20 protein-coding genes and 1 pseudogene are annotated in these 21,406 nt (G+C 71.8%); 20 read left to right on the forward strand and 1 reads right to left on the reverse strand.

Annotated features, from left to right (window positions below; all coding sequences use genetic code 11):
• Positions 1-25 precede the first annotated feature (25 nt).
• From MM440_RS07560 to MM440_RS07595, 8 genes and pseudogenes are all read left to right on the forward strand, one after another.
• Positions 26-1,084, forward strand: a complete 1,059-nt coding sequence (locus tag MM440_RS07560) for a zinc-dependent metalloprotease (protein WP_241443703.1) — start codon at positions 26-28, stop codon at positions 1,082-1,084.
• A 43-nt stretch (positions 1,085-1,127) separates the two neighbouring features.
• Positions 1,128-2,216: a tRNA lysidine(34) synthetase TilS gene (gene tilS / locus MM440_RS07565; RefSeq protein WP_241443704.1), complete on the forward strand. Its 1,089-nt coding sequence runs from the start codon at positions 1,128-1,130 to the stop codon at positions 2,214-2,216.
• Positions 2,217-2,251: 35 nt separating this feature from the next.
• A complete protein-coding gene (gene hpt / locus MM440_RS07570) occupies positions 2,252-2,803 on the forward strand; it encodes a hypoxanthine phosphoribosyltransferase (RefSeq protein ID WP_241443705.1) in 552 nt (183 codons plus the stop codon).
• 204 nt (positions 2,804-3,007) lie between these two features.
• Positions 3,008-5,055: pseudogene (gene ftsH, locus MM440_RS07575) on the forward strand (ATP-dependent zinc metalloprotease FtsH).
• Positions 5,056-5,060: 5 nt separating this feature from the next.
• Positions 5,061-5,645 (forward strand): GTP cyclohydrolase I FolE, encoded by a 585-nt coding sequence (gene folE, locus MM440_RS07580; protein WP_241443706.1) that lies wholly within the window; start codon positions 5,061-5,063, stop codon positions 5,643-5,645.
• Positions 5,642-6,493, forward strand: coding sequence for a dihydropteroate synthase (folP, locus tag MM440_RS07585; protein WP_241443707.1), 852 nt, complete (start codon positions 5,642-5,644; stop codon positions 6,491-6,493). Before folE ends, folP begins: the two co-directional genes overlap by 4 nt.
• Positions 6,490-7,461 (forward strand): 2-amino-4-hydroxy-6-hydroxymethyldihydropteridine diphosphokinase, encoded by a 972-nt coding sequence (gene folK, locus MM440_RS07590; protein ID WP_241443708.1) that lies wholly within the window; start codon positions 6,490-6,492, stop codon positions 7,459-7,461. Before folP ends, folK begins: the two co-directional genes overlap by 4 nt.
• Entirely contained in the window at positions 7,455-7,979 is a 525-nt protein-coding gene (locus MM440_RS07595) for a DUF3180 domain-containing protein (RefSeq protein ID WP_241443709.1), read from the forward strand. Before folK ends, MM440_RS07595 begins: the two co-directional genes overlap by 7 nt.
• On the opposite strand, the gene MM440_RS07600 is transcribed toward MM440_RS07595, so the two are convergent.
• Positions 7,959-8,621, reverse strand: a complete 663-nt coding sequence (locus tag MM440_RS07600; RefSeq protein ID WP_241443710.1) for a hypothetical protein — start codon at positions 8,619-8,621, stop codon at positions 7,959-7,961. The two genes, MM440_RS07595 and MM440_RS07600, sit on opposite strands and share 21 nt — an antisense overlap.
• Positions 8,622-8,741: 120 nt before the next feature.
• On the opposite strand from MM440_RS07600, the gene lysS reads away from it, so the two are divergent.
• The 12 genes from lysS to MM440_RS07660 all read left to right on the forward strand — a co-directional run bounded on the left by lysS (position 8,742) and on the right by MM440_RS07660 (position 21,394).
• Entirely contained in the window at positions 8,742-10,265 is a 1,524-nt protein-coding gene (lysS, locus tag MM440_RS07605) for a lysine--tRNA ligase (protein WP_241443711.1), read from the forward strand.
• Between the two features lie 2 nt (positions 10,266-10,267).
• Positions 10,268-10,504: a hypothetical protein gene (locus MM440_RS07610; protein WP_241443712.1), complete on the forward strand. Its 237-nt coding sequence runs from the start codon at positions 10,268-10,270 to the stop codon at positions 10,502-10,504.
• A 160-nt stretch (positions 10,505-10,664) separates the two neighbouring features.
• Positions 10,665-10,991 carry a histone-like nucleoid-structuring protein Lsr2 gene (locus tag MM440_RS07615; protein WP_241443713.1) on the forward strand — a complete coding sequence of 109 codons (327 nt, stop codon included), beginning with the start codon at positions 10,665-10,667 and terminating at the stop codon, positions 10,989-10,991.
• A gap of 208 nt (positions 10,992-11,199) precedes the next feature.
• Positions 11,200-11,553: a nuclear transport factor 2 family protein gene (locus MM440_RS07620; RefSeq protein WP_241443714.1), complete on the forward strand. Its 354-nt coding sequence runs from the start codon at positions 11,200-11,202 to the stop codon at positions 11,551-11,553.
• Positions 11,554-11,560: 7 nt separating this feature from the next.
• Positions 11,561-12,583 (forward strand): bile acid:sodium symporter family protein, encoded by a 1,023-nt coding sequence (locus MM440_RS07625; RefSeq protein WP_241443715.1) that lies wholly within the window; start codon positions 11,561-11,563, stop codon positions 12,581-12,583.
• Positions 12,584-12,759: 176 nt separating this feature from the next.
• Complete coding sequence (locus MM440_RS07630; protein ID WP_241443716.1) at positions 12,760-15,324, forward strand: ATP-dependent Clp protease ATP-binding subunit; 2,565 nt, start codon at positions 12,760-12,762, stop codon at positions 15,322-15,324.
• A gap of 58 nt (positions 15,325-15,382) precedes the next feature.
• Positions 15,383-16,402, forward strand: a complete 1,020-nt coding sequence (locus MM440_RS07635) for an alpha/beta hydrolase (protein ID WP_241443717.1) — start codon at positions 15,383-15,385, stop codon at positions 16,400-16,402.
• Positions 16,399-17,466 carry an alpha/beta hydrolase gene (locus MM440_RS07640; protein ID WP_241443718.1) on the forward strand — a complete coding sequence of 356 codons (1,068 nt, stop codon included), beginning with the start codon at positions 16,399-16,401 and terminating at the stop codon, positions 17,464-17,466. Before MM440_RS07635 ends, MM440_RS07640 begins: the two co-directional genes overlap by 4 nt.
• 85 nt (positions 17,467-17,551) lie before the next feature.
• Complete coding sequence (locus tag MM440_RS07645; RefSeq protein ID WP_241443719.1) at positions 17,552-19,108, forward strand: circularly permuted type 2 ATP-grasp protein; 1,557 nt, start codon at positions 17,552-17,554, stop codon at positions 19,106-19,108.
• A complete protein-coding gene (locus MM440_RS07650) occupies positions 19,108-20,034 on the forward strand; it encodes an alpha-E domain-containing protein (RefSeq protein ID WP_241443720.1) in 927 nt (308 codons plus the stop codon). Before MM440_RS07645 ends, MM440_RS07650 begins: the two co-directional genes overlap by 1 nt.
• On the forward strand, positions 20,031-20,879 hold the full coding sequence (locus MM440_RS07655; protein WP_241443721.1) for a transglutaminase family protein: 849 nt from the start codon (positions 20,031-20,033) through the stop codon (positions 20,877-20,879). The genes MM440_RS07650 and MM440_RS07655 overlap by 4 nt, the downstream gene beginning before the upstream one ends.
• Positions 20,876-21,394, forward strand: coding sequence for an amino-acid N-acetyltransferase (locus MM440_RS07660; RefSeq protein ID WP_241443722.1), 519 nt, complete (start codon positions 20,876-20,878; stop codon positions 21,392-21,394). Before MM440_RS07655 ends, MM440_RS07660 begins: the two co-directional genes overlap by 4 nt.
• Positions 21,395-21,406 lie beyond the last annotated feature (12 nt).

Genomic DNA, 21,406 nt, shown 5'->3' on the forward strand with positions numbered 1-21,406 from the left:
GGACGATCGCGAGGTTGAGGTGCACATGAGCGACCACACGGACGGCCAGGGAGCCGTCGACTGGGACTTCGCGATCGCGACGGGCAAGCGCCTGGTGCCGGCCGGCCCGGAGGTGACCCGCACCGAGGCGACCGAGGTCGTCGCCGAGCTGCGGCGCTGCGCGATCGAGGCCAACCACCACGTCGAGGCCACCTCGGGTCTGCACGCCCCCGCGAGCACCGAGCCGGCGCTCGTCGTCGACCGCAAGGGCTGGATCGAGGCCAACGCCCGCTCCATGGAGGCGATGCTCGAGCCGGTCCAGGCCAAGCTCGCCGCCGCCCGCAGCCAGGACGCGTCGTCGCTCGCGCTGGCCGCCGGGGCCAAGGTCACCGGCGCGGAGTCCGGGGCGCTGCTGGCGTTCATGGCCAGCAAGGTGCTGGGGCAGTACGACCTCGCGCCCGACGGCGACCCGCGCCTGCTGCTCGTCGCCCCCAACGTCGTCGAGGTGGAGCGCGAGCTCGACGTCGACCCGCACGACTTCCGGATGTGGGTGTGCCTGCACGAGGAGACCCACCGGGTGCAGTTCACCGCGGTGCCGTGGCTGCGCGACCACATGATCGACGAGGCCCGCTCGCTCGCCGTCGACATGGTGCCCGAGCCGGACCAGCTGGCCGACCGGCTGGCCAAGATCGCGCGCTCGCTGCCCGCCGCCGTCCGCGAGGGCGGCAACGGCCTCTCCGACCTCGTCACCACCCCTGAGCAGCGCGAACGCATCGCCCGGCTGACCGCCGTGATGTCCCTGCTCGAGGGCCACGCCGACGTGATCATGGACGACGTGGGTCCCGCCGTCATCCCGTCGGTCGAGGACATCCGGGCGAAGTTCGACCACCGTCGCGGCGGTCTCGGCCAGCTCGACCGGCTGGTGCGCCGGCTGCTCGGGCTGGAGGCCAAGATGCGGCAGTACCGCGAGGGCGCGCTCTTCGTCCGCGGGGTCGTCGACCAGGTCGGCATGGACGGCTTCAACCAGGTCTGGACGTCCCCCGAGACGTTGCCCACCCCCGCCGAGATCGGTGACCCGAAGCTGTGGGTCGCCCGGATGGGCTGACCGGCGCGTCGTGACCACAGCCCGACATGACGAGAGGCTGAGCATGGAGGGCACACCGACCGGTGCGAGGCTGCCGCGGCGCTGGGGTCGACCACCGGCGCCGGTGGCCCGGGTGCGCCTCGGCGTGCGCGCGGTCCTCGACGCCTTGCCCCCCGGGCCGGTGCTCGTGGCCTGCAGCGGCGGAGCGGACTCGCTCGCGCTCGCGGCGGCCGTCGCCTTCGAGTGCGCCGGATCCGGTAGACCGGCCGGTGCCGTCGTCGTCGACCACGACCTCCAGCCCGGGAGCGCCGCGGTCGCTGCCCGCACCGCCGACACCTGTCGAACGATCGGCCTGGACCCCGTCCTGGTGCGGCGGGTGCGGGTCGGCGACGACGGCGCGGGGTCCGCACCCGGTGGGCCGGAGGCGGCCGCGCGGGCGGCGCGCTATACCGCGCTGGAGGCGGCGGCGACCGAGACCCAGGCGGTGGCGGTGCTGCTCGGGCACACCCGGGACGACCAGGCCGAGCAGGTGCTGCTCGGGCTGGCCCGCGGGTCGGGCGCTCGATCGTTGGCCGGGATGCCGCGGGCGCGGGGGGTCTACCACCGGCCGCTGCTGGCGGTCGGACGCGCCGACACGGCCGCCGCCTGCGCGCACGACGGGCTGGTGCCGTGGGCGGACCCGCACAACACCGACCCCACCTACGCGCGGGTGCGGGCGCGCCGGCTGCTCGTCGACCTGGAGCGCGAGCTCGGCCCGGGGGTGGTCGAGGCGCTGGCGCGCTCGGCCGACCAGCTGCGCGACGACGCCGACGCCCTGGACGCGTGGGCCACCGACTGGCTGGCCGCCCGCGCCGCCACCGACCCACGCCCGGGCGCGCCGCTCGACGTGGCCGCCCTGGCCGCGCTGCCCCGCGCGGTGCGCACCCGGGTGCTGCGGCTCGCGGCGCTGCGGGTTGCACCCGGCGCCGGCGCACCCGCCGCCGGCGCACCCACTGCCGGCGCACCCTCCGCCACCCAGGTCGCGGCGATGGACCGGCTGGTGACGGGCTACCACGGTCAGGGCCCGGTCGCCCTGCCGGGCGGCGTGCGGGTGGCCCGGGTCCGCGCCGGGACGCCAGGGATCGTCTTCACCCGGGTCGATCCCCCACAATGAGGGGACACGTGAACGACTGACGAGAGGGAGGCCCGGTGGACGCCGAGCACATGGGAGACGACCTCGCCGAGGTGCTCTTCACCGAGGAGCAGATCCAGGCGCGGCTGGCCGAGCTGGCCGAGCAGATCTGGACCGACTACCAGGGCAAGGACGTCCTGCTGGTGGGGGTGCTCAAGGGCGCCGTGATGGTGATGGCCGACCTCATGCGCCACCTGCCGGGCAGCGTCGAGATGGACTGGATGGCCATCTCGTCCTACGGATCGGGCACCAAGTCGAGCGGGGTCGTGCGGATCCTCAAGGACCTCGACACCGACATCTCGGGCCGGCACGTGCTGATCGTCGAGGACATCATCGACTCCGGGCTGACCCTGTCGTGGACCCGGGCCAACCTCGAGTCGCGCGGTCCGGCGTCGGTCGAGATCTGCACGCTGCTGCGCAAGCCCGACGTCGTGAAGGTGCCGATCGACGTGCGCTACGTCGGCTTCGACATCCCCAACGAGTTCGTCGTGGGCTACGGCCTGGACTACGCCGAGCGGTTCCGCAACCTGCGCTCGATCGGCACCCTCGCGCCCAAGGTCTACAGCTGAGCGGACCTTCCGGACTGTGAGCGGACCGGGCCGGGGAACACCCCGTGTGTGACGCTCGTTCCGTCCAATGCCTTTCGGATCGATCCCGAAGGCGAGCGCAGCCCCGTACGGTAGGGGACCACAGGTGCCGAAGGACGTCGTGCTGCCGGTCACCACAAGGCAGTGCCAGTGAGCAGGAAGGACGCGGCTAGGACCCGCGGATACATGAATCTCAAGCGCTTCGGCCGGAACCCCTTCGTCTGGGCAGCGGTCGTCATCGTCGCCCTCGCGGCCTTCTTCTCGGTCTTCGACACCAGCGACTACAAGCAGGTAGACACCTCGGTCGCGATGCAGCTGATCAAGGAGAAGAAGGTCGAGTCGGCCAAGATCGTCGACAACGACCGCATCGACCTGACGTTGACCAGCCCCTACACGGGCGGGGACGTCAAGGACGCCAGCCGCGTGCGCGCCTACTACGTCGAGCCGCGCGGTCCGGAGCTGGTCAAGGCGCTGGACGCCAACGTGCCGACGAAGGGCTACGACGAGGAGCCGCCGAGCACGTCCTGGGGCATGGCCCTGCTCGGCACCCTGCTGCCGATCCTGCTGCTCGCGCTGCTCTTCTGGTTCCTCATGGGCCAGATGCAGGGCGGCGGCTCGCGGGTCATGCAGTTCGGCAAGTCCCGCGCCAAGCTGGCGACCAAGGACATGCCGACGGTCACCTTCGCCGACGTGGCGGGCGCCGACGAGGCCGTCGAGGAGCTGCAGGAGATCAAGGAGTTCCTCGCCGAGCCCGAGAAGTTCCTCGCGGTCGGCGCCAAGATCCCCAAGGGCGTCCGCTCTACGGCCAGCCGGGCACCGGCAAGACCCTGCTCGCCCGCGCCGTGGCAGGCGAGGCCGGGGTCCCGTTCTACTCGATCTCCGGCTCGGACTTCGTCGAGATGTTCGTCGGTGTCGGTGCCTCGCGCGTCCGTGACCTGTTCGAGCAGGCCAAGGCCAACGCCCCGGCCATCATCTTCGTCGACGAGATCGACGCCGTCGGCCGGCATCGCGGCGCGGGCCTCGGCGGCGGTCACGACGAGCGCGAGCAGACGCTGAACCAGCTGCTCGTCGAGATGGACGGCTTCGACGTCAAGACCAACGTCATCCTGATCGCGGCCACGAACCGCCCCGACATCCTCGACCCGGCGCTGCTGCGCCCCGGCCGGTTCGACCGGCAGATCGCGGTGGAGGCCCCCGACATGATCGGGCGCCACCGGATCCTGCAGGTGCACGGCCAGTCCAAGCCGCTCGCCCCCGACGTCGACCTGCTCGCCGTCGCGCGCCGCACGCCTGGCATGACCGGTGCCGACCTGGCCAACGTGCTCAACGAGGCCGCGCTGCTCACCGCCCGCTCGGACCAGCGCCAGATCACCAACGAGATCGTCGACGAGGCGATCGACCGCGTCATCGCCGGCCCGCAGAAGCGCACCCGCATCATGTCGGCCAAGGAGAAGAAGATCACCGCCTACCACGAGGGCGGCCACGCCCTGGTCGCGGCGGCGATGCGCAACACCGACCCGGTCAGCAAGATCACGATCCTGCCGCGCGGCCGCGCCCTCGGCTACACGATGGTGCTGCCCAACGACGACAAGTACTCCAGCACCCGCAACGAGATGCTGGACCAGCTGGCCTACGCCCTCGGCGGCCGGGTCGCCGAGGAGCTGATCTTCCACGACCCGACGAGCGGCGCCTCCAACGACATCGAGAAGGCCACCGCCGTGGCCCGCAAGATGGTCACCCAGTTCGGCATGAGCGAGCGGGTCGGCGCGGTCAAGCTCGGCCAGGAGCAGGGCGAGGTCTTCCTCGGCCGCGACTACGGCCACCAGCGCGACTACTCCGAGGGCGTCGCGGAGGTCATCGACTCCGAGATCCGCCGGCTCATCGAGTCCGCGCACGACGAGGCGTGGAACGCCCTGGTCACCAACCGCGACGTCCTCGACCGGCTGGTCCTCGAGCTCCTCGAGAAGGAGACGCTCGGCCGCGAGCAGCTCGAGGTGATCTTCGCCGACGTGCAGAAGCGCGCCGAGCGCCCGGTGTGGCTGTCCGGCGACCACCGGCCGGTCAGCGACCGCGGCCCGGTCCTCACGCCGGCCGAGCGCCGGGCCCTCGAGGAGGGTGACGGCTTCAGCGCCGAGCAGCTGATCGGCGACAACCCCGACCCCGAGCGCGAGCACCCGGCCTCCGAGGTCGTCGAGATCCCCGAGGGCGGGTCGGTCGACCCCGGCCAGGGCTGAGCGCGATGACCGAGGCCCGGGGCGTCGACGAGCCGCGGATCGAGGCCGCTGTCCGCGAGATCCTGCTCGCCATCGGCGAGGACCCGGACCGGGAGGGCCTGGTCAAGACGCCGACGCGGGTGGCCCGCGCCTACACCGAGATGTTCGCGGGCCTGCGTCAGGACCCGACCGAGGTCCTCAACGCGGTCTTCGAGATCGGGCACGAGGAGCTGATCCTGGTGCGCGACATCGAGGTCTACTCGACCTGCGAGCACCACCTCGTGCCCTTCCACGGGGTGGCGCACGTGGGCTACATCCCCGGCCGGGACGGCCGGGTGACCGGGCTGTCCAAGCTGGCCCGCCTGGTCGACGTCTTCGCCAAGCGCCCCCAGGTGCAGGAGCGGCTGACGACCCAGATCGCCGACGCGCTCGTCGACACCCTGGCGCCCCGGGGCGTCATCGTCGTGCTGGAGTGCGAGCACCTGTGCATGTCGATGCGCGGCGTCCGCAAGCCCGGCTCCCGCACCATCACCTCGGCGGTCCGCGGCCAGCTGCGCGACCCCGCGACCCGCTCGGAGGCCATGCTCCTCGCGCTCGGTGGGCGGCGATGATCCCGATCGTCATGGGGGTCGTCAACGTCACCCCCGACTCGTTCAGCGACGGCGGTCGCTACCTCGCGGCGGAGCGGGCGATCCAGCACGGCCTGCAGCTCGCCGACGCCGGTGCCCAGGTCGTCGACGTCGGCGGTGAGTCGACCCGCCCCGGCGCCACCCGGCCGCTCGCCGCCGAGGAGCTCGGGCGGGTCGTCCCGGTCGTGCGCGAGCTGACCGCCGCGGGCGTGGCGGTGTCCGTCGACACGATGCGGGCGGTCGTCGCCGAGGCCGCCGTCGAGGCCGGTGCGGTCATCGTCAACGACGTGAGCGGCGGGCTCGCCGACCCCGACCTGCGCCGGCTCGTCGCCCACACGGGGGTGCGCGCCGTCGTGCAGCACTGGCGTGCGCACGGTGCGGTGATGCAGGAGTCCGACCGGTTGGTCTACGGCGACGTGGTGGATGACGTGTGCCGCGAGCTCGGCGAGCGGCTCGACGAGTGGCGCGCCGACGGCGTGTCCGACGAGCAGCTGATCATCGACCCTGGCCTCGGCTTCTCCAAGACGGCGGCGCACAACTGGGCGCTGCTGCAGCGGATGGAGCGGATCGTCGCGCTCGGGCCGCCCGTGCTCGTCGGCACCTCCCGCAAGGCCTTCCTCGGCAGGGCCCTCGCCGAGAGCGACGGCAGCCCGCGCCACCCCGTGGCCCGCGACACCGCGACCGCAGTCACCACGGCGCTGCTCGCCGACAAGGGGGTCTGGGGCGTGCGCGTGCACGACGTGCAGGCGAGCGTCGACGCGCTGACGATGTGGGCCTCCATGCGCGCCGGCCACCTGGTGCGGCCGCACGGGACCGAGGTCAACGCATGAGGGGCGACCGGATCGTCGTGACCGGCATCCGCGGCCGGGGCCGGCACGGGGTGCTGGCCGCGGAGCGCGAGCTGGGTCAGGACTTCCTCGTCGACGTCGTGCTGCACCTGGACACCCGCGCGGCCGGACGCTCCGACGCCCTCGACGACACTGTCAGCTATGCCGAGGTGGCGACCGACATCCACCGCCTCGTCGAGGGGGATCCGGTAGACCTCGTGGAGACGCTCGCGGCCCGCTGCGCCGACGCGGCGCTCGCCCACGACCTGGTCGACGCCGTCGAGATCACCGTGCACAAGCCGGCCGCGCCGGTCGGGGTGCCGTTCGACGACGTGCAGGTCCACGTGACACGGCGCCGCGACGCCCGCGCCGTGATCGCTCTGGGGGCCAACCTGCCCTCCGGCGCGGGGGAGCCGGCCGACGCGCTGGCCGACGCCGTCGCCCGGCTGGCGCGCACCCGCGGGGTGCGCGTGACGGCCCGCTCCGCGCTCTACGAGACCGAGCCGGTGGGCGGACCCGACCAGCCGGTCTACGTCAATGCCGTGGTGGTCGTGCACACCTCGCTGGCACCGGCCCGGCTGCTCGCGACCCTGCACGAGATCGAGGCCGACGCCGGCCGCACTCGCGAGATCCGTTGGGGCCCAAGGACGTTGGACCTCGACCTGATCGACTACCGACTGCGCGCCGCCGCCGCGACGGACCCCGCACCGGTGACGAGCGACGACCCGGCGCTGCTGCTGCCGCACCCGCGGGCCCACGAGCGAGCCTTCGTGGTCGTGCCGTGGCTCGACGCCGATCCCGACGCGCTGATCACGCTCGACGGCGCCGACCGCCCGGTCGCGGACCTCGAGGTCGACCGCAGCGGCGTGCGGCCCGGGCCCGACTGGCCCGGCCGGGACCGGCACGAGCACGGTCGGCACCACCGGCACCGGCCAGAGCACCACGCACCCCGAGGAGGACCAGCATGCTGAGGGACGGACGTGGGCTCGGCCCGGGACCGGCCGTCCTCGCCGGTGCGCTGGCGCTCGGGGTGTCCTGGCTGGGGCTGCGCTGGTGGTCCGAGACGGGGCACGCGCTGCCGCCGGTCGCGCTGCTGACCCTGGTGCCGCTGCTGGGCGTCCTGGTCGCCGAGCTGGTCGCCGCCTGGCAGGTGCGCACCATGCGCAGGGGACCGGTCGAGCCCGCCCGCGCGCTGCGTGCCGCGCGGGTGCTGGTGCTGGCCCAGGCGTGCGCGCTGACCGGTGCGATCGTCGCCGGGTGGTATCTCGGTCACGCGGCCACCCTCGCCCCCGCGAGCACGATCACCGGCCGGCGCACCCAGCTGGTGCTCGCCCTGGTCCTGGCGGCTGCCGGGGTGGCGCTGTCCGTCGCCGGCTACGTCGCGCAGGCCTGGTGCCGGCGCCCGGGCGGCGACCCCGACCAGCGCGACGAGCGCGAGGAGCGCGACGACCGGGGCAACGCCGGCCGGTCAGCCGCAGACGGGGTCTGAGGTGATGTTGGTGACCCAGCCGCTCGGGTTGAGGGTGAGCTGGACGATGGCGGCCCGACCGGTGAGGGCCCGGATGCCGGCGAGGTCGGTGCGCTCGCTCTTCGCGGCCTGACCCACCGCCACGCAGGTCTGCTTGGTGAAGGTCGCGTTCACGTCGACCGGGATCTTGAAGCTGATGGCGTTGCGGTTGCTGAACCGCTCGCTGGTGTGCGGCGTCAGGCTCGTCCCCTCGCGGGCGAGCCGCGAGTCGGACACCCCGCGCACGGTCCACCGGTCGAAGACCAGGACCGGCGTCTGCTGCACCATCTCGACCCCCGTGATCGTGCCGACGTCGTAGCCCCGCCCGACGACCTGCGAGGTCACCGGCGCGTTCGTGCGCGCGGGGGTCGGCGTCGGCGAGGGGGCGGCCTTCGCGGTGACCGTGACCGTCGGGGTCACCGTGACGGTCACCGGCGGGGCGTAGCCGTTGCTCACCAGCGTGCAGCCGCCGAGCGTCGCCACGAGCGCCAGTGCCGCCAGCGCCGGCCACCGGGAGCGGCGGCCGTGCGACGAGCCCGTCGAGCCCTCCTGCGGCGAGCCCGCCTGCGACGAGCCCGTCGAGCGGGGCGAGGGACGGGGCTGGCAGCGGGAGCGCGACGTCATGACTTCCTTTCGGGGCGATTCGTCTCAGTCTGTCACTGCGGTGTCACCCGGCGGGCCCTGTCCCCCCGCACGCAGGAGCGGTTTCGTCGGTAGCAGGGCGTGAGCCCTACCCTGGACCTCATGACCACCCCGCAGGCTCCCGCCGACCAGGAGCGCACCGATCCCGACGTCCCCGAGCAGATGCGGGTCCGTCGCGACAAGCGGGCCCGGCTGCTGGCCGAGGGGGTGGAGCCCTACCCCGTGAGCGTCCCGCGCACGCACGCGCTGAGCGACGTCCACGCCGGGTGGGAGCACCTCGAGACCGGCGAGGAGACGACCGACGAGGTCGGCGTCGCGGGCCGCGTCGTCTTCCTGCGCAACACCGGCAAGCTGTGCTTCGCCACCCTCCAGGAGGGTGTCGGCACCCGCCTGCAGGTCATGCTCAGCCTGGCCGAGGTGGGCGCGGACTCCCTCGCCGCCTGGAAGGCCGACGTCGACCTCGGTGACCACGTGTTCGTCCGGGGCCGGGTGATCCGCAGCCGGCGCGGTGAGCTGTCGGTGATGGCCGACGAGTGGCGGATCGTCTCCAAGGCGCTGCGCCCGTTGCCGACCCTGCACAAGGACCTTTCCGAGGAGACCCGGGTCCGCCAGCGTTATGCCGATCTGATCGTGCGTCAGGAAGCCCGTGACATGGTGCGCACCCGCGCCACGGTGCTGCGGTCCATCCGCGCGACGCTCGACGGCCTGGGATTCATCGAGGTCGAGACGCCCATCCTCAATCTCAGCCACGGTGGCGCGGCCGCGCCGTTCACCACCCATCTCAATGCTTTCGACGTCGACGTGACGTTGCGGTCCTATACCGAGCTGTGGCTCAAGCGAGCCGTCGTCGGGGGCGTCGACAAGGTCTACGAGATCGGCAAGGTGTTTCGCAACGAGGGGGTGGACTCGACCCACTCCCCGGAGTTCACCGAGCTGGAATTCTACGAAGCCTATGGTGACCAGCACACCGCGGCGCAGCGCACCCGCCAGATCATCGTCGACGCCGCCGAGAATGCCGGTGTCGGCACCAGCCTGGTCGACTACAAGGGGCGCGAGATCGACCTGGCCGGCGAGTGGCGCTGGCTGCCGATCCTCGACGGCGTGAGTGAGGCCCTCGGCGAGCAGGTCAGTGGCGAGGAGACCCCCGAGAACGCCGAGCGGCTGCGCCGGCTCGCCACGGCGCGCGACATCGCCCTCAAGCCCGGCTGGGGAGCCGGCGAGATCATCCTCGAGGTCCACGAGCAGCTGGTCGAGGAGTCCCTCGTGCAGCCCACGTTCGTGTGCGACTACCCGGAGTCCGTGCGCCCGCTCGCCCGTCCGCACCGCTCCCAGCCGGGGCTGGTCGAGGCCTGGGACCTGATCATCGGTGGCGTCGAGCTCGCCCCGAGCTACTCCGAGCTGGTCGACCCGGTGCTGCAGCGGGAGCGCCTCACCGCGCAGGCGGCGCTCGCGGCCGGCGGCAACGCCGAGGCGATGGAGCTCGACGAGGACTTCCTGCGGGCGCTGGAGTACGGCGCGCCGCCCATGGGTGGCACCGGCCTCGGCGTCGACCGGCTGATCATGCTGCTCACGGGCACCGGCATTCGCGAGACCATCCTCTTCCCCCACCTGAAGCCGGAGAACTGATCATGGGGAATTCCGCCTGGCAGATCTTTATCGCACTGGCCCCCACGGCGGGCCTGCTGTTCATCTTCTACCTCGTCATCAAGGGGATCCTCGAGGGGGATCGGCGCGAGCGTCTCGCCCATGCCCAATGGGAGCGCGAGCGGGCGGCCCGGTCCGGTGATGGTGCCGAACAGGCCGACCGCCCTGATCGTTCGGACCGTTTGGATCGCTCAGATCGCTCGGACGAGCAAACGCCGTAGCGTCCCCAGCGTTCCACCCGACGAGTTCGTGGCAAAACTCTGACAATGCGGTGCCGTCATTGGTCAAGCAGGTTTGTTTGTGAGTAGATTTATCCGCACAGCTGCATCTGCTCGCCGGGACTCCCGCCCGCGAGACACCTGATCATGAAGCGGAGACACCATGGCACAGAAGGTTCAAGTTCTGCTGGTCGACGACGTCGATGGCGGTGACGCCGAGCAGACCATCACCTTTGCGCTCGACGGCGTGACCTACGAGATCGACCTCAGCGACTCCAACGCCGCCAAGCTGCGTGACGACCTGGCCCCGTGGGTGGGCGCGGCCCGACGCTCCGGCGGGCGCAAGGCCGCCGCCGGCGGTCGCAAGAGCGGCTCCGGTGGCCGCAACCTCAACGACGTGCGCCAGTGGGGCCGCGACAACGGCTTCAAGGTCTCCGACCGCGGCCGTGTCTCGGTGGAGCTGCAGCGCGCCTACGACGACGCGCACTGACCCCCACGCACTGACCCTTAAGCACTGACCCCCACGCACGACGGCGCAGGACCACCATGCGTCACGGTGCTATCTCGTTCGGTGGGCCCGATCCGGTGATCGGGCCCACAGCGCGTGGTGGGTGGCTCCGCAGCTCCCCGGCGACTGGTTAAATCGGGCCAGCGGGTGCGCAGGCACCCCAGGCCCCACCTCGTTGCCAAGGAGATCCATGTCCGACCTCGAGCTCGTCGTCGAGCAGGAGCTCCGGCTCCTGGACCCCGAGCAGGCCGAGCATCCCGAGCGGGTGCGCGACCTCTTCCACCCCTACTTCTCCGACTTCGCGGTCACCGGCAACGTCTTCGACCGCGACACGGTCCTCACCCTCGCGCTGGACGAGTCCAACGCTGCCCTCACGGTCGACAACATCGAGGCCGAGCAGCTGGCCGACACGGTGATCCTGGTGACCTACCGCTCGCACCGCAGCGACCGGCAGGCGCTGCGGTCGTCGGTGTGGGTGCTCGAGGACGGGCGCTGGCTGCTGCGCCACCACCAGGCGACGCCGACCCAGCAGCGCTCCGCCTGACGGCCCTGTGCTCCGCGTCCGCACCGCCCCGCGCTTCCCCGTCCGCCTTCCCGTAGACCACTTCCTCCTCGCGATCCTCGCTGCGGTCGCGGTGGCCGCGGTCCTGCCGGCGCAGGGCGTGGCGGCGACGGTGGTCGAGCACGCGGTGACCGCGCTGATCGTCGTGCTGTTCTTCCTCTACGGCGCGCGGCTGCACCCCGACGAGGCGCTGCAGGGGCTGCGCCACTGGCGGCTGCACCTGACGATCCTGGGGTTCACCTACGTCGCCTTCCCGCTGCTCGGGCTGGCGCTGCGGGGCGTCGTGCCCTGGCTGCTCCCGGCGTCGCTCTACCCGGGACTGCTCTACGTGACGCTGGTGCCGTCCACCGTGCAGTCGTCGGTGACCTTCACCTCGATCGCTCGGGGCAACGTCGCCGGCGCGATCGTCAGCGCCTCGGCGTCGAACCTGCTCGGGGTGCTGCTCACGCCGCTGCTGGTCATGGCCGTGATGCGCACGAGCGGGTCGGCGCACGGTGACGCCTCGGCGATCGGCTCGATCGTGCTGCAGCTGCTCGTGCCCTTCCTCGTGGGCCAGCTCGCCCGGCGGTGGATCGGCGACTGGGTCAGCGAGCACCGCAAGCCGCTCAAGCTGGTCGACCAGGGCGTGATCGTCCTCGTGGTCTACGCCGCGTTCTCCGAGGGGATGCGCGAGCAGATCTGGAGCCGGGTCGACGTCCTGGACGTGCTGCGCCTGGTCCTCGTGGTGCTCGTGGTCATCGCCGTCATGCTCGCGCTGACCTGGGTCGTGGCACGCCGGCTCGGGTTCGACTACGGCGACTGCGTCGCGATCCAGATGTGCGGGACCAAGAAGTCGCTGGCCACGGGTCTACCGATGGCGAGCGTGCTGTTCGCCGGCCAGAGCGTCGGCCTGCTGGTGCTGCCGCTGATGATCTTCCACCAGCTCCAGCTGATGGCCTGCGCGACCCTCGCCCAGCGCTACGCGGCCCGTCAGGATCGCGCTGCGAGCGCGTCCGCTCTGGGCGAAAACTGAGCCGGATGGACTCAAGGTGGTGTCGTTCGTGGAACAGAGCGCCGTAACCTCGCGTTGAGGCTGTCGAGGAAGACGGGAGTCGGGACCGGTCCCAGACCGGCCGCCACGCGAGCAGGTCGTGGCCCGACCCCGTCGCGCAGATAGCATCGAGGCAGCTCGATAGCGAGGAGAAGACGATGTTCGAACGGTTCACCGACCGTGCTCGACGCGTGGTGGTGCTGGCCCAGGAAGAGGCCCGCATGCTCAACCACAACTACATCGGGACCGAGCACATCCTGCTCGGCCTCATCCACGAGGGCGAAGGCGTCGCGGCGAAGGCCCTGGAGAGCCTCGGCATCTCGCTGGACGCCGTCCGCGAGCAGGTCCAAGACATCATCGGCCAGGGCCAGCAGGCCCCGTCCGGCCACATCCCGTTCACGCCGCGGGCCAAGAAGGTGCTGGAGCTGTCGCTGCGCGAGGCGCTGCAGCTCGGGCACTCCTACATCGGCACCGAGCACATCCTGCTCGGCCTGATCCGCGAGGGCGAGGGCGTCGCAGCCCAGGTCCTCGTCAAGCTGGGTGCCGACCTGCCGCGCGTGCGCCAGCAGGTCATCCAGCTGCTGTCCGGATACCAGGGCAAGGAGCAGGCCGCTGCGGGCGTCGGCGGGTCCCAGGCCGGCCCCGAGCAGGGCACCCCGGCGGGGTCGCTCGTGCTCGACCAGTTCGGCCGCAACCTGACCCAGGCCGCCCGTGAGGGCAAGCTCGACCCGGTCATCGGGCGCGAGAAGGAGATCGAGCGGGTCATGCAGGTGCTGTCCCGCCGCACCAAGAACAACCCCGTCCTGATCGGCGAGCCCGGCGTCGGCAAGACCGCCGTCGTCGAGGGCCTGTCCCAGGACATCGTGCGCGGAGACGTGCCCGAGACGCTCAAGGACAAGCAGCTCTACACCCTCGACCTCGGCGCTCTGGTCGCCGGCAGCCGCTACCGCGGTGACTTCGAGGAGCGGCTGAAGAAGGTCCTCAAGGAGATCCGCACCCGCGGCGACATCATCTTGTTCATCGACGAGATCCACACCCTCGTCGGTGCCGGTGCTGCCGAGGGCGCCATCGACGCAGCGAGCATCCTCAAGCCGATGCTGGCCCGCGGCGAGCTGCAGACGATCGGCGCGACCACGCTCGACGAGTACCGCAAGTACATCGAGAAGGACTCCGCCCTGGAGCGGCGCTTCCAGCCCATCCAGGTCGCCGAGCCGTCGCTGTCGCACGCCATCGAGATCCTGAAGGGCCTGCGCGACCGCTACGAGGCGCACCACCGCGTCTCGATCACCGACTCGGCGCTGGTCGCGGCCGCCAACATGGCCGACCGCTACATCAACGACCGGTTCCTGCCGGACAAGGCCATCGACCTGATCGACGAGGCCGGTGCTCGGCTGCGCATCCGCCGGATGACCGCGCCGTCGGACCTGCGCGAGTTCGACGACAAGATCGCCGACGTGCGCCGCGAGAAGGAGGCCGCGATCGACGGCCAGGACTTCGAGAAGGCCGCGTCCCTGCGCGACGACGAGCGCAAGCTCGTCGAGGCCAAGAGCGAGCGCGAGAAGCAGTGGAAGGCCGGTGACATGGACGTCGTCGCCGAGGTGGACGAGGACCTGATCGCTGAGGTCCTCGCGGCCTCGACCGGCATCCCGGTCTTCAAGCTCACCGAGGAGGAGTCCTCGCGGCTGCTCAACATGGAGGCCGAGCTGCACAAGCGCATCGTCGGCATGGACGACGCCATCAAGGCGCTGTCGCAGTCGATCCGGCGCACCCGTGCGGGTCTGAAGGACCCCCGCCGTCCCGGCGGGTCGTTCATCTTCGCCGGCCCCACCGGCGTCGGCAAGACCGAGCTCGCCAAGGCGCTCGCGGAGTTCCTGTTCGGCGACGAGGACTCCCTCATCCAGCTCGACATGTCCGAGTTCGGCGAGAAGCACACGGCCTCGCGGCTGTTCGGCTCGCCCCCCGGCTACGTCGGCTACGAGGAGGGTGGCCAGCTGACCGAGAAGGTCCGCCGCAAGCCGTTCTCGGTCGTGCTGTTCGACGAGGTCGAGAAGGCCCACCCGGACATCTTCAACAGCCTGCTGCAGATCCTGGAGGACGGTCGACTGACCGACAGCCAGGGCCGGATGGTCGACTTCAAGAACACCGTCATCATCATGACGACCAACCTCGGCACCCGCGACATCGCCAAGGGCCTGTCGACCGGCTTCTCCGCCGGCACCGACACCCAGAGCGGCTACGAGCGGATGAAGAACAAGGTGTCGGACGAGCTCAAGCAGCACTTCCGCCCCGAGTTCCTCAACCGCGTGGACGACGTCATCGTCTTCCCGCAGCTGAGCAAGGACGAGATCGTCCAGATCGTCGACCTGTTCATCGCTCGCCTGGACGGCCGCCTCAAGGACCGCGACATGGGCATCGAGCTCACGACCGCGGCCAAGGAGCTGCTGGCCAAGGAGGGCTACGACCCGGTCCTCGGTGCCCGTCCGCTGCGCCGCACCATCCAGCGCAAGATCGAGGACGTGCTGTCCGAGAAGATCCTCTACGGCGAGATCGGTGCCGGTGAGATCGTCCTGGTCGACACCGACGGCGCCGAGAAGAACCCGGAGTTCACCTTCCGGGGGACCCGCGGTGGCCAGGTGCCGGACGCCCCGCCCGTCGAGGGCGCGGCCGCCGGCGGCCCGGGCGACCCCGGCGCCTCGGGCGAGGCCCAGGGTGAGACAGCCTGACCGAGCCACATCGGTAGGAGGGTCCCGTGACGTCACGCGTCGCGGGGCCCTCCTCGGCGTGGGGTCGGCCCTCACCCTCGGTGCGCTGACGCTCACCGGCTGCGGTAGATCCGGCAGCACCTCCCCGGGCACGTCACCCGGCACGGGGGTGGCGAGCCGGGCCCCGCTGCCCGCGCCGGTCCCGCCGATCCCGGGGGTGACGACGCACGGTCTACGGGTGGTGGAGGTGGCGCACCCCGACCCGCGGCTCACCGACGTCACCCTGACCACGGCCGACCTGCCGACGCCGTTCACCGTGCGGATCTGCACCCCGACGGACTACGCGACGAGCGGCCGGCGCTACCCGGTGCTGTGGCTGCTGCACGGCTCGTCCGGCGACCACACCTCCTGGACCCAGTCCGGCGGGGTGCTCGAGACCACCCGAGACCGGGAGGTCATCGTCGTCATGCCCGACGGCGGGGTCGGTGGGTGGTACACCGACTGGGTCGCGCCCGCGCACGGCCCGCGCCGCTGGGAGACCGTGCATCTGGACCGGCTGCTGCCGGCCATCGACGACTTCCTGCCCACCGTCCCGGACCGCGGGGCGCGCGCGATCGCCGGTCTGTCGATGGGCGGCTTCGGCGCGCTGGCCTACGCCGGCCGGCACCCGGACCTGTTCGCCGCCGTCGCGTCGTTCTCCGGGCCCGCCGACATCGCGTCGGTCGAGGCCAGCTGGCTGATCGCCAACGAGGCCGTCTCGGACGGCGAGGTCCAGGGCGCGATCTTCGGTCCCGGTGGGATGATCACCGCGGCCATGCACCAGCACAACCCGGTAGAGCTCCTGGCCGGGCTCGGACGCGCGCAGCGGGTGGCGCTCTACTGCGGCACCGGAGCGGCCACTGCGACGGCCCCGGCCGACCAGCTCGAGGCCTGGATCCACCAGACCAACGTGGCGCTCGCCGCGAAGATCGCCCGGCCGGACCGCACCCGGCCGTTCGTCAGCTATCCGGGCAACCACAGCTGGGAGTTCTGGGCGCGCAACCTGCGCACCGAGCTCCCGGCGCTGCTCGACTCGATCGCCCCCTCGGAGGTGGCATGAGCTCCGCACCGACCCGTTCCCTGCCGGTGAGCCGCCGGGCGCTGCTCGGTGGGGGAGCGGCGGCGCTGGTCGCGGCCGGTGGCGGCGCGCTCGGCCTGCAGTGGTGGCGCGAGGACCGGCGCCGGTTCGCCATCCCCGCCCCCTCGCCCGTGCCGATCGGCACGCTCGACACGACCCCGCTGCCCGGGCTCTCGGTCGGCGGCCGGTCCGCCGTGGGCGAGCGCGCCACCCGTCACGTCCTGCACACGGCGCTGGTCCAGCGGCAGACCGACGTCATCGTGCGGCTCCCCGCGAGCTACGCGTCGGCGCCCGCGCGCCGCTACCCGGTGCTCTACCTGCTCCACGGCACCGGTGCCGACTGCACGAGCTGGTGGACCGACGGGCAGGCGGCGCAGCTGGTGGGCGACCGTGAGGTCATCCTGGTGATCCCCGACTGCGGCGGGGCCGGCTGGTTCACCGACTGGCCGCACCCGAGCGCGGGCCGCCAGGACTGGGAGAGCTTCCACATCCGTCAGCTGGTGCCCTGGGTCGACCAGACCTTCCGCACCCTCGCCGAGCCCGGTGGTCGGGCGCTCGCCGGCAACTCGATGGGTGGCTACGGCGCGGTCGTCTACGCCGCCCGGTATCGCCAGCTCTTCGACGTCGCCGCAGCCTTCTCCGGGGTGGGCGACCTGGGCACCGACTACGCCGCCACCGAGGTCTACGACGGGCCTGCGGACTTCGGCGGCGACCGGCTCGGGGCGATCTACGGGACCGACCCGGAGGCCGTCAGCCGGGCGATCGCGCCGCACGACCCGGTGCTGCTGGCCGACCGGATGCGGGGGCTGCGCCGGCTCGCGCTCTACTGCGGCGACGGCACCCCCGACGCCCTCGGGGGCGCCGCCGGCGGGGAGGAGGCGCAGATCCGGGTCACCAACGACCACCTCGTGCGGGCGTTGCGCGCCCAGGGCGTGGCCTTCCAGTGGCACCCCCAGCGCGGGGTGCACGCCTGGCCCTACTGGCGCCGGCACCTGGCCGCCGAGATCGGCCCGCTCACCGCCGCGCTCGCCCCTGCGCGGGGGTGACCCGGGAGGGCATTTTCGGGTCAATGCACAGATCAGTGACGCGGCGGAAACCGCGAGGTAACGCCCGCGCCGTAGGGTGTGCCACGTGACCCAGTTGTTCGAGGACTACGCGAGCGCTCCGGGCGTGTTCGACGAGATGTTCGGCGAGGACGGGCTGCGCCCGACCTATGCCGCCCTGCATCAGCGGTTGTGCGCGCTCGGGAGCGACGAGGTGCGCACGCGCTCCGACTATCTGAGCAGTGCCTACATCGATCAGGGCGTGACCTTCGACATCGGCGGCGAGGAGCGTCCGTTCCCGCTCGACATCGTCCCGCGCGTCATCGCTGCGCAGCAGTGGGCCACCGTCGAGGCGGGGGTCAAGCAGCGGGTCACCGCCATCGAGCACTTCCTCGCCGACGTCTACGGCGAGGGCAAGGTCTTCAGCGACGGGGTCATCCCGCGGCGGGTGGTCACCAGCTCGCCGCACTTCCACCGCATCGTCGCGCGCCTCGAGCCGGCCAACGGCGTGCGGGTGCACGTCTCCGGCATCGACCTGATCCGCGACGCCGAGGGCACCTTCCGCGTCCTCGAGGACAACGTGCGCATCCCCTCGGGCGTCTCGTACGTCCTCACCAACCGCCGCGCCGTCACCTCGGCGCTGCCCGAGACGCTCACCGGCCAGACGATCGAGGCGGTCAACGTCTATCCGCAGCGGCTGCTCGCCGCCCTGCGCGCGGCCGCCCCGAGCGGCACCTCCGACCCCACGGTCGTCGTCCTCACCCCGGGCGTCTACAACAGCGCGTACTTCGAGCACGCCCTGCTCGCCCGCATGATGGGCGTAGAGCTCGTCGAGGGTCGCGACCTCGTCGTCCAGTCCGGACGGGTGCGGATGCGCACGACGCGAGGGCTGCGGCCGGTCCACGTGATCTACCGCCGCGTCGACGACGACTTCCTCGACCCGGTGCACTTCCGCAACGACTCGCTGCTCGGCTGCGCCGGGCTGATCGACGCCGCCCGCGCCGGCAACGTGACGATCGCCAACGCGGTCGGCAACGGCGTGGGGGACGACAAGCTCGTCTACACCTACGTGCCCGACCTGATCCGCTACTACCTCAACGAGGAGCCGATCGTGCCGGGCGTCGACACCTGGCGGCTGGAGGACCCGAGCCACCGCGAGGAGGTCTTCGACCGGCTGCACGAGCTCGTGGTCAAGCCGGTCGACGGCTCCGGCGGCAAGGGCATCGTCATCGGTCCGCGGGCCAGCGCGGAGCAGCTCGACACGCTGCGCGCGACGGTCTCGGCCGACCCACGCGGGTGGATCGCCCAGCCCGTGGTCCAGCTCTCCACGGTGCCGACGATGATCGACGGCGTCATGAAGCCCCGGCACGTCGACCTGCGGCCGTTCGCGGTCAACAGCGGCGACGACATCTGGGTGCTGCCCGGCGGGCTGACCCGCGTGGCGCTGCCCGAGGGCGAGCTGATCGTCAACTCCAGCCAGGGCGGCGGCTCCAAGGACACCTGGGTGCTGGCCGAGACCGGCCCGACCCAGGCGCAGTCGCAGAGCCAGTCGGGTGGCGGCTCGCAGAGCCAGAGTCAGTCGCAGTCGGGTGGTGGCTCGCAGAGCCAGTCCCAGTCGCAGTCGCACGACGGGGAAGGTGCCTGATGCTCAGCCGGATCGCCGAGTCGCTCTTCTGGATCGGCCGCTACGTCGAGCGCGCCGAGGACACCGCGCGGCTCATCGACGTCAACCTGCAGCTGCGGGTCGAGGACCCGACGACCGACCCCACCGCGTCGGCCCGGTCGCTGCTGTCCGTGATGGGCGTGCAGACCGACGAGCACACCTCGCCCGCCGACGTCCTGCCGATGCTGATGCACGACCCGGCCGCCCCCACCTCGATCGTCTCGGCCATCGCCGGGGCGCGGGAGTCGGCGCGTCGGGCCCGCGAGACGCTCTCGGTCGAGATGTGGGAGTCGATCAACACCACCCACAACAGCGTCCAGCGTGGTCAGCTCAAGCGGCTGCGGCTGCCGGCCGCGTGCACGTATGTCCGCGAACGGTCTACGGTCATCGCGGGGACGGCCGACAACACCATGGTCCAGGACGAGGGCTGGCAGTTCCTCGTGCTCGGCCGCTGCATCGAGCGGGTCGACATGAGCGCCCGGCTGGTCACCCTCGCCGCGACCAGCCCGACCCAGAAGTCGGCCTGGAGCAACGTGCTTCGCGCCTGCGGGGCGCACCACGCGTTCCTGCGGACCTACGGCGCGATGACCACCGACCAGAAGGCCGCCGAGTTCCTGCTGCTGGACCGGCTCTTCCCGCGCTCCCTGGTCTACACGCTGAACCAGGCCGAGAAGGCGCTCGCCTCGCTCGACCAGCGCGAGCACCGCATCGGCCAGTCCGGTGACGCCTCGCGGCTGCTCGGTCGAGAGCGGGCCGGGCTGGAGTTCCGCGACCCCGACGACGTGCTGATGGCGCTGCCGGAGCGGATGACCCAGCTCCAGCAGGCCTGCAGCACCGCGTCCGCGGCCGTCGCCGAGCGCTACTTCGAGGGCTCGACCGCCGCCCTCTGGCAGGGAGGAGAGTGGTGAGCACCCAGCTGCGCATCGTCCACAAGACGGGCTACACCTATCGCGGTGGCGCGACCGCGTCGTTCAACGAGGTGCGGATGACGCCGCGCTCGACGCACGAGCAGTTCGTGCTGCACTCGCGCCTCGAGGTCTCGCCCACGCCGTGGCTGCACACCAACGTCGACTACTGGGGCAACGACGTCACGACCTTCGAGATCCACGAGCGGCACGACCAGCTGCGCGTCGTCGCGACGAGCACCGTCGACATCGAGCGCTCGCCCGCGCCGGTGGACTCGGTCGGGTGGGACGGCCTGCAGGTCAACGAGGTCACCGACGGTCTGTGCGAGTATCTCGAGCTCGAGGGCCTGGTCGACCCCGGCCCCGACCTGATCGCCCGGGTGGCCGAGCTGCGCACCGGGTGCGAGACCCCGCGCGAGCTGGTCGACGCCGTGCGCTCGCTGGTCAACGCCGAGGTCCGCTTCGTCGCCGGCTCCACCAGCGTCAAGGCGCCGGCCTCGACGGCCTGGGCGCAGCGCTCGGGCGTCGCCCGCGACTTCGCGCACATCATGATCGGGGCGCTGCGCTCGGCGGGTGTGCCCGCTCGCTACGTCTCCGGCTACTACCTGCCCGAACCCGAGCCGGGCGTGCCCACCCGGGGCTACTCCCACTCCTGGGTCGACTACTGGGACGGCGGCTGGTCCGGTGCGGACCCCACCTACGACATGGCGCCGGGCAACTTCCACGTCGACGTCGCCCACGGCCGCGACTACAACGACACCGCCCCCTTGCGCGGCATCTTCACCGGCACGGGCACCAGCCAGATGTTCGTCGACGTCGAGATCACCCAGGTGCGGTCGCGGCGGTGAGCGAACCTTCGACGCCGGGCGTGCTCGTCATCCGGCCGGCGCGGACCCAGGACGTGCCGGCGATCCGCGCCCTCGTCGCGCCGTACGCCGAGGCGCGGATCCTGGTGGCCAAGGAAGCCGTCGCCTACTACGAGGGGCTGCAGCAGTTCCGGGTCGCCGAGCTCGACGGGAGGATCGTCGGGTGCGGTGCGCTGCACGTCTTCTGGGAGGACATCGCCGAGGTCCGCACGCTCGCCGTAGACCCCACCGTCGTCGGTCACGGGGTCGGCGGCCGCCTGGTCGAGACGCTGATCGCGGACGCCCGCACCATCGGGGTGCAACGCGTGTTCTGCCTGACCTTCGAGGTCGACTTCTTCACCCGGCACGGCTTCTCGGTGATCGAGGGCGCACCCGTGGATCCCGGCGTCTTCGTCGAGCTGTTGCGCTCCTACGACGAGGGCACCGCCGAGCTGCTGGACCTCGAGCGGGTCAAGCCCAACACCCTCGGCAACACGCGAATGTTGTTGACGCTGTAGGCGTTTCAGGTT

The organism is Arsenicicoccus piscis (genome assembly GCF_022568835.1).
Classification (GTDB): Bacteria; Actinomycetota; Actinomycetes; order Actinomycetales; family Dermatophilaceae; genus Arsenicicoccus; species Arsenicicoccus piscis.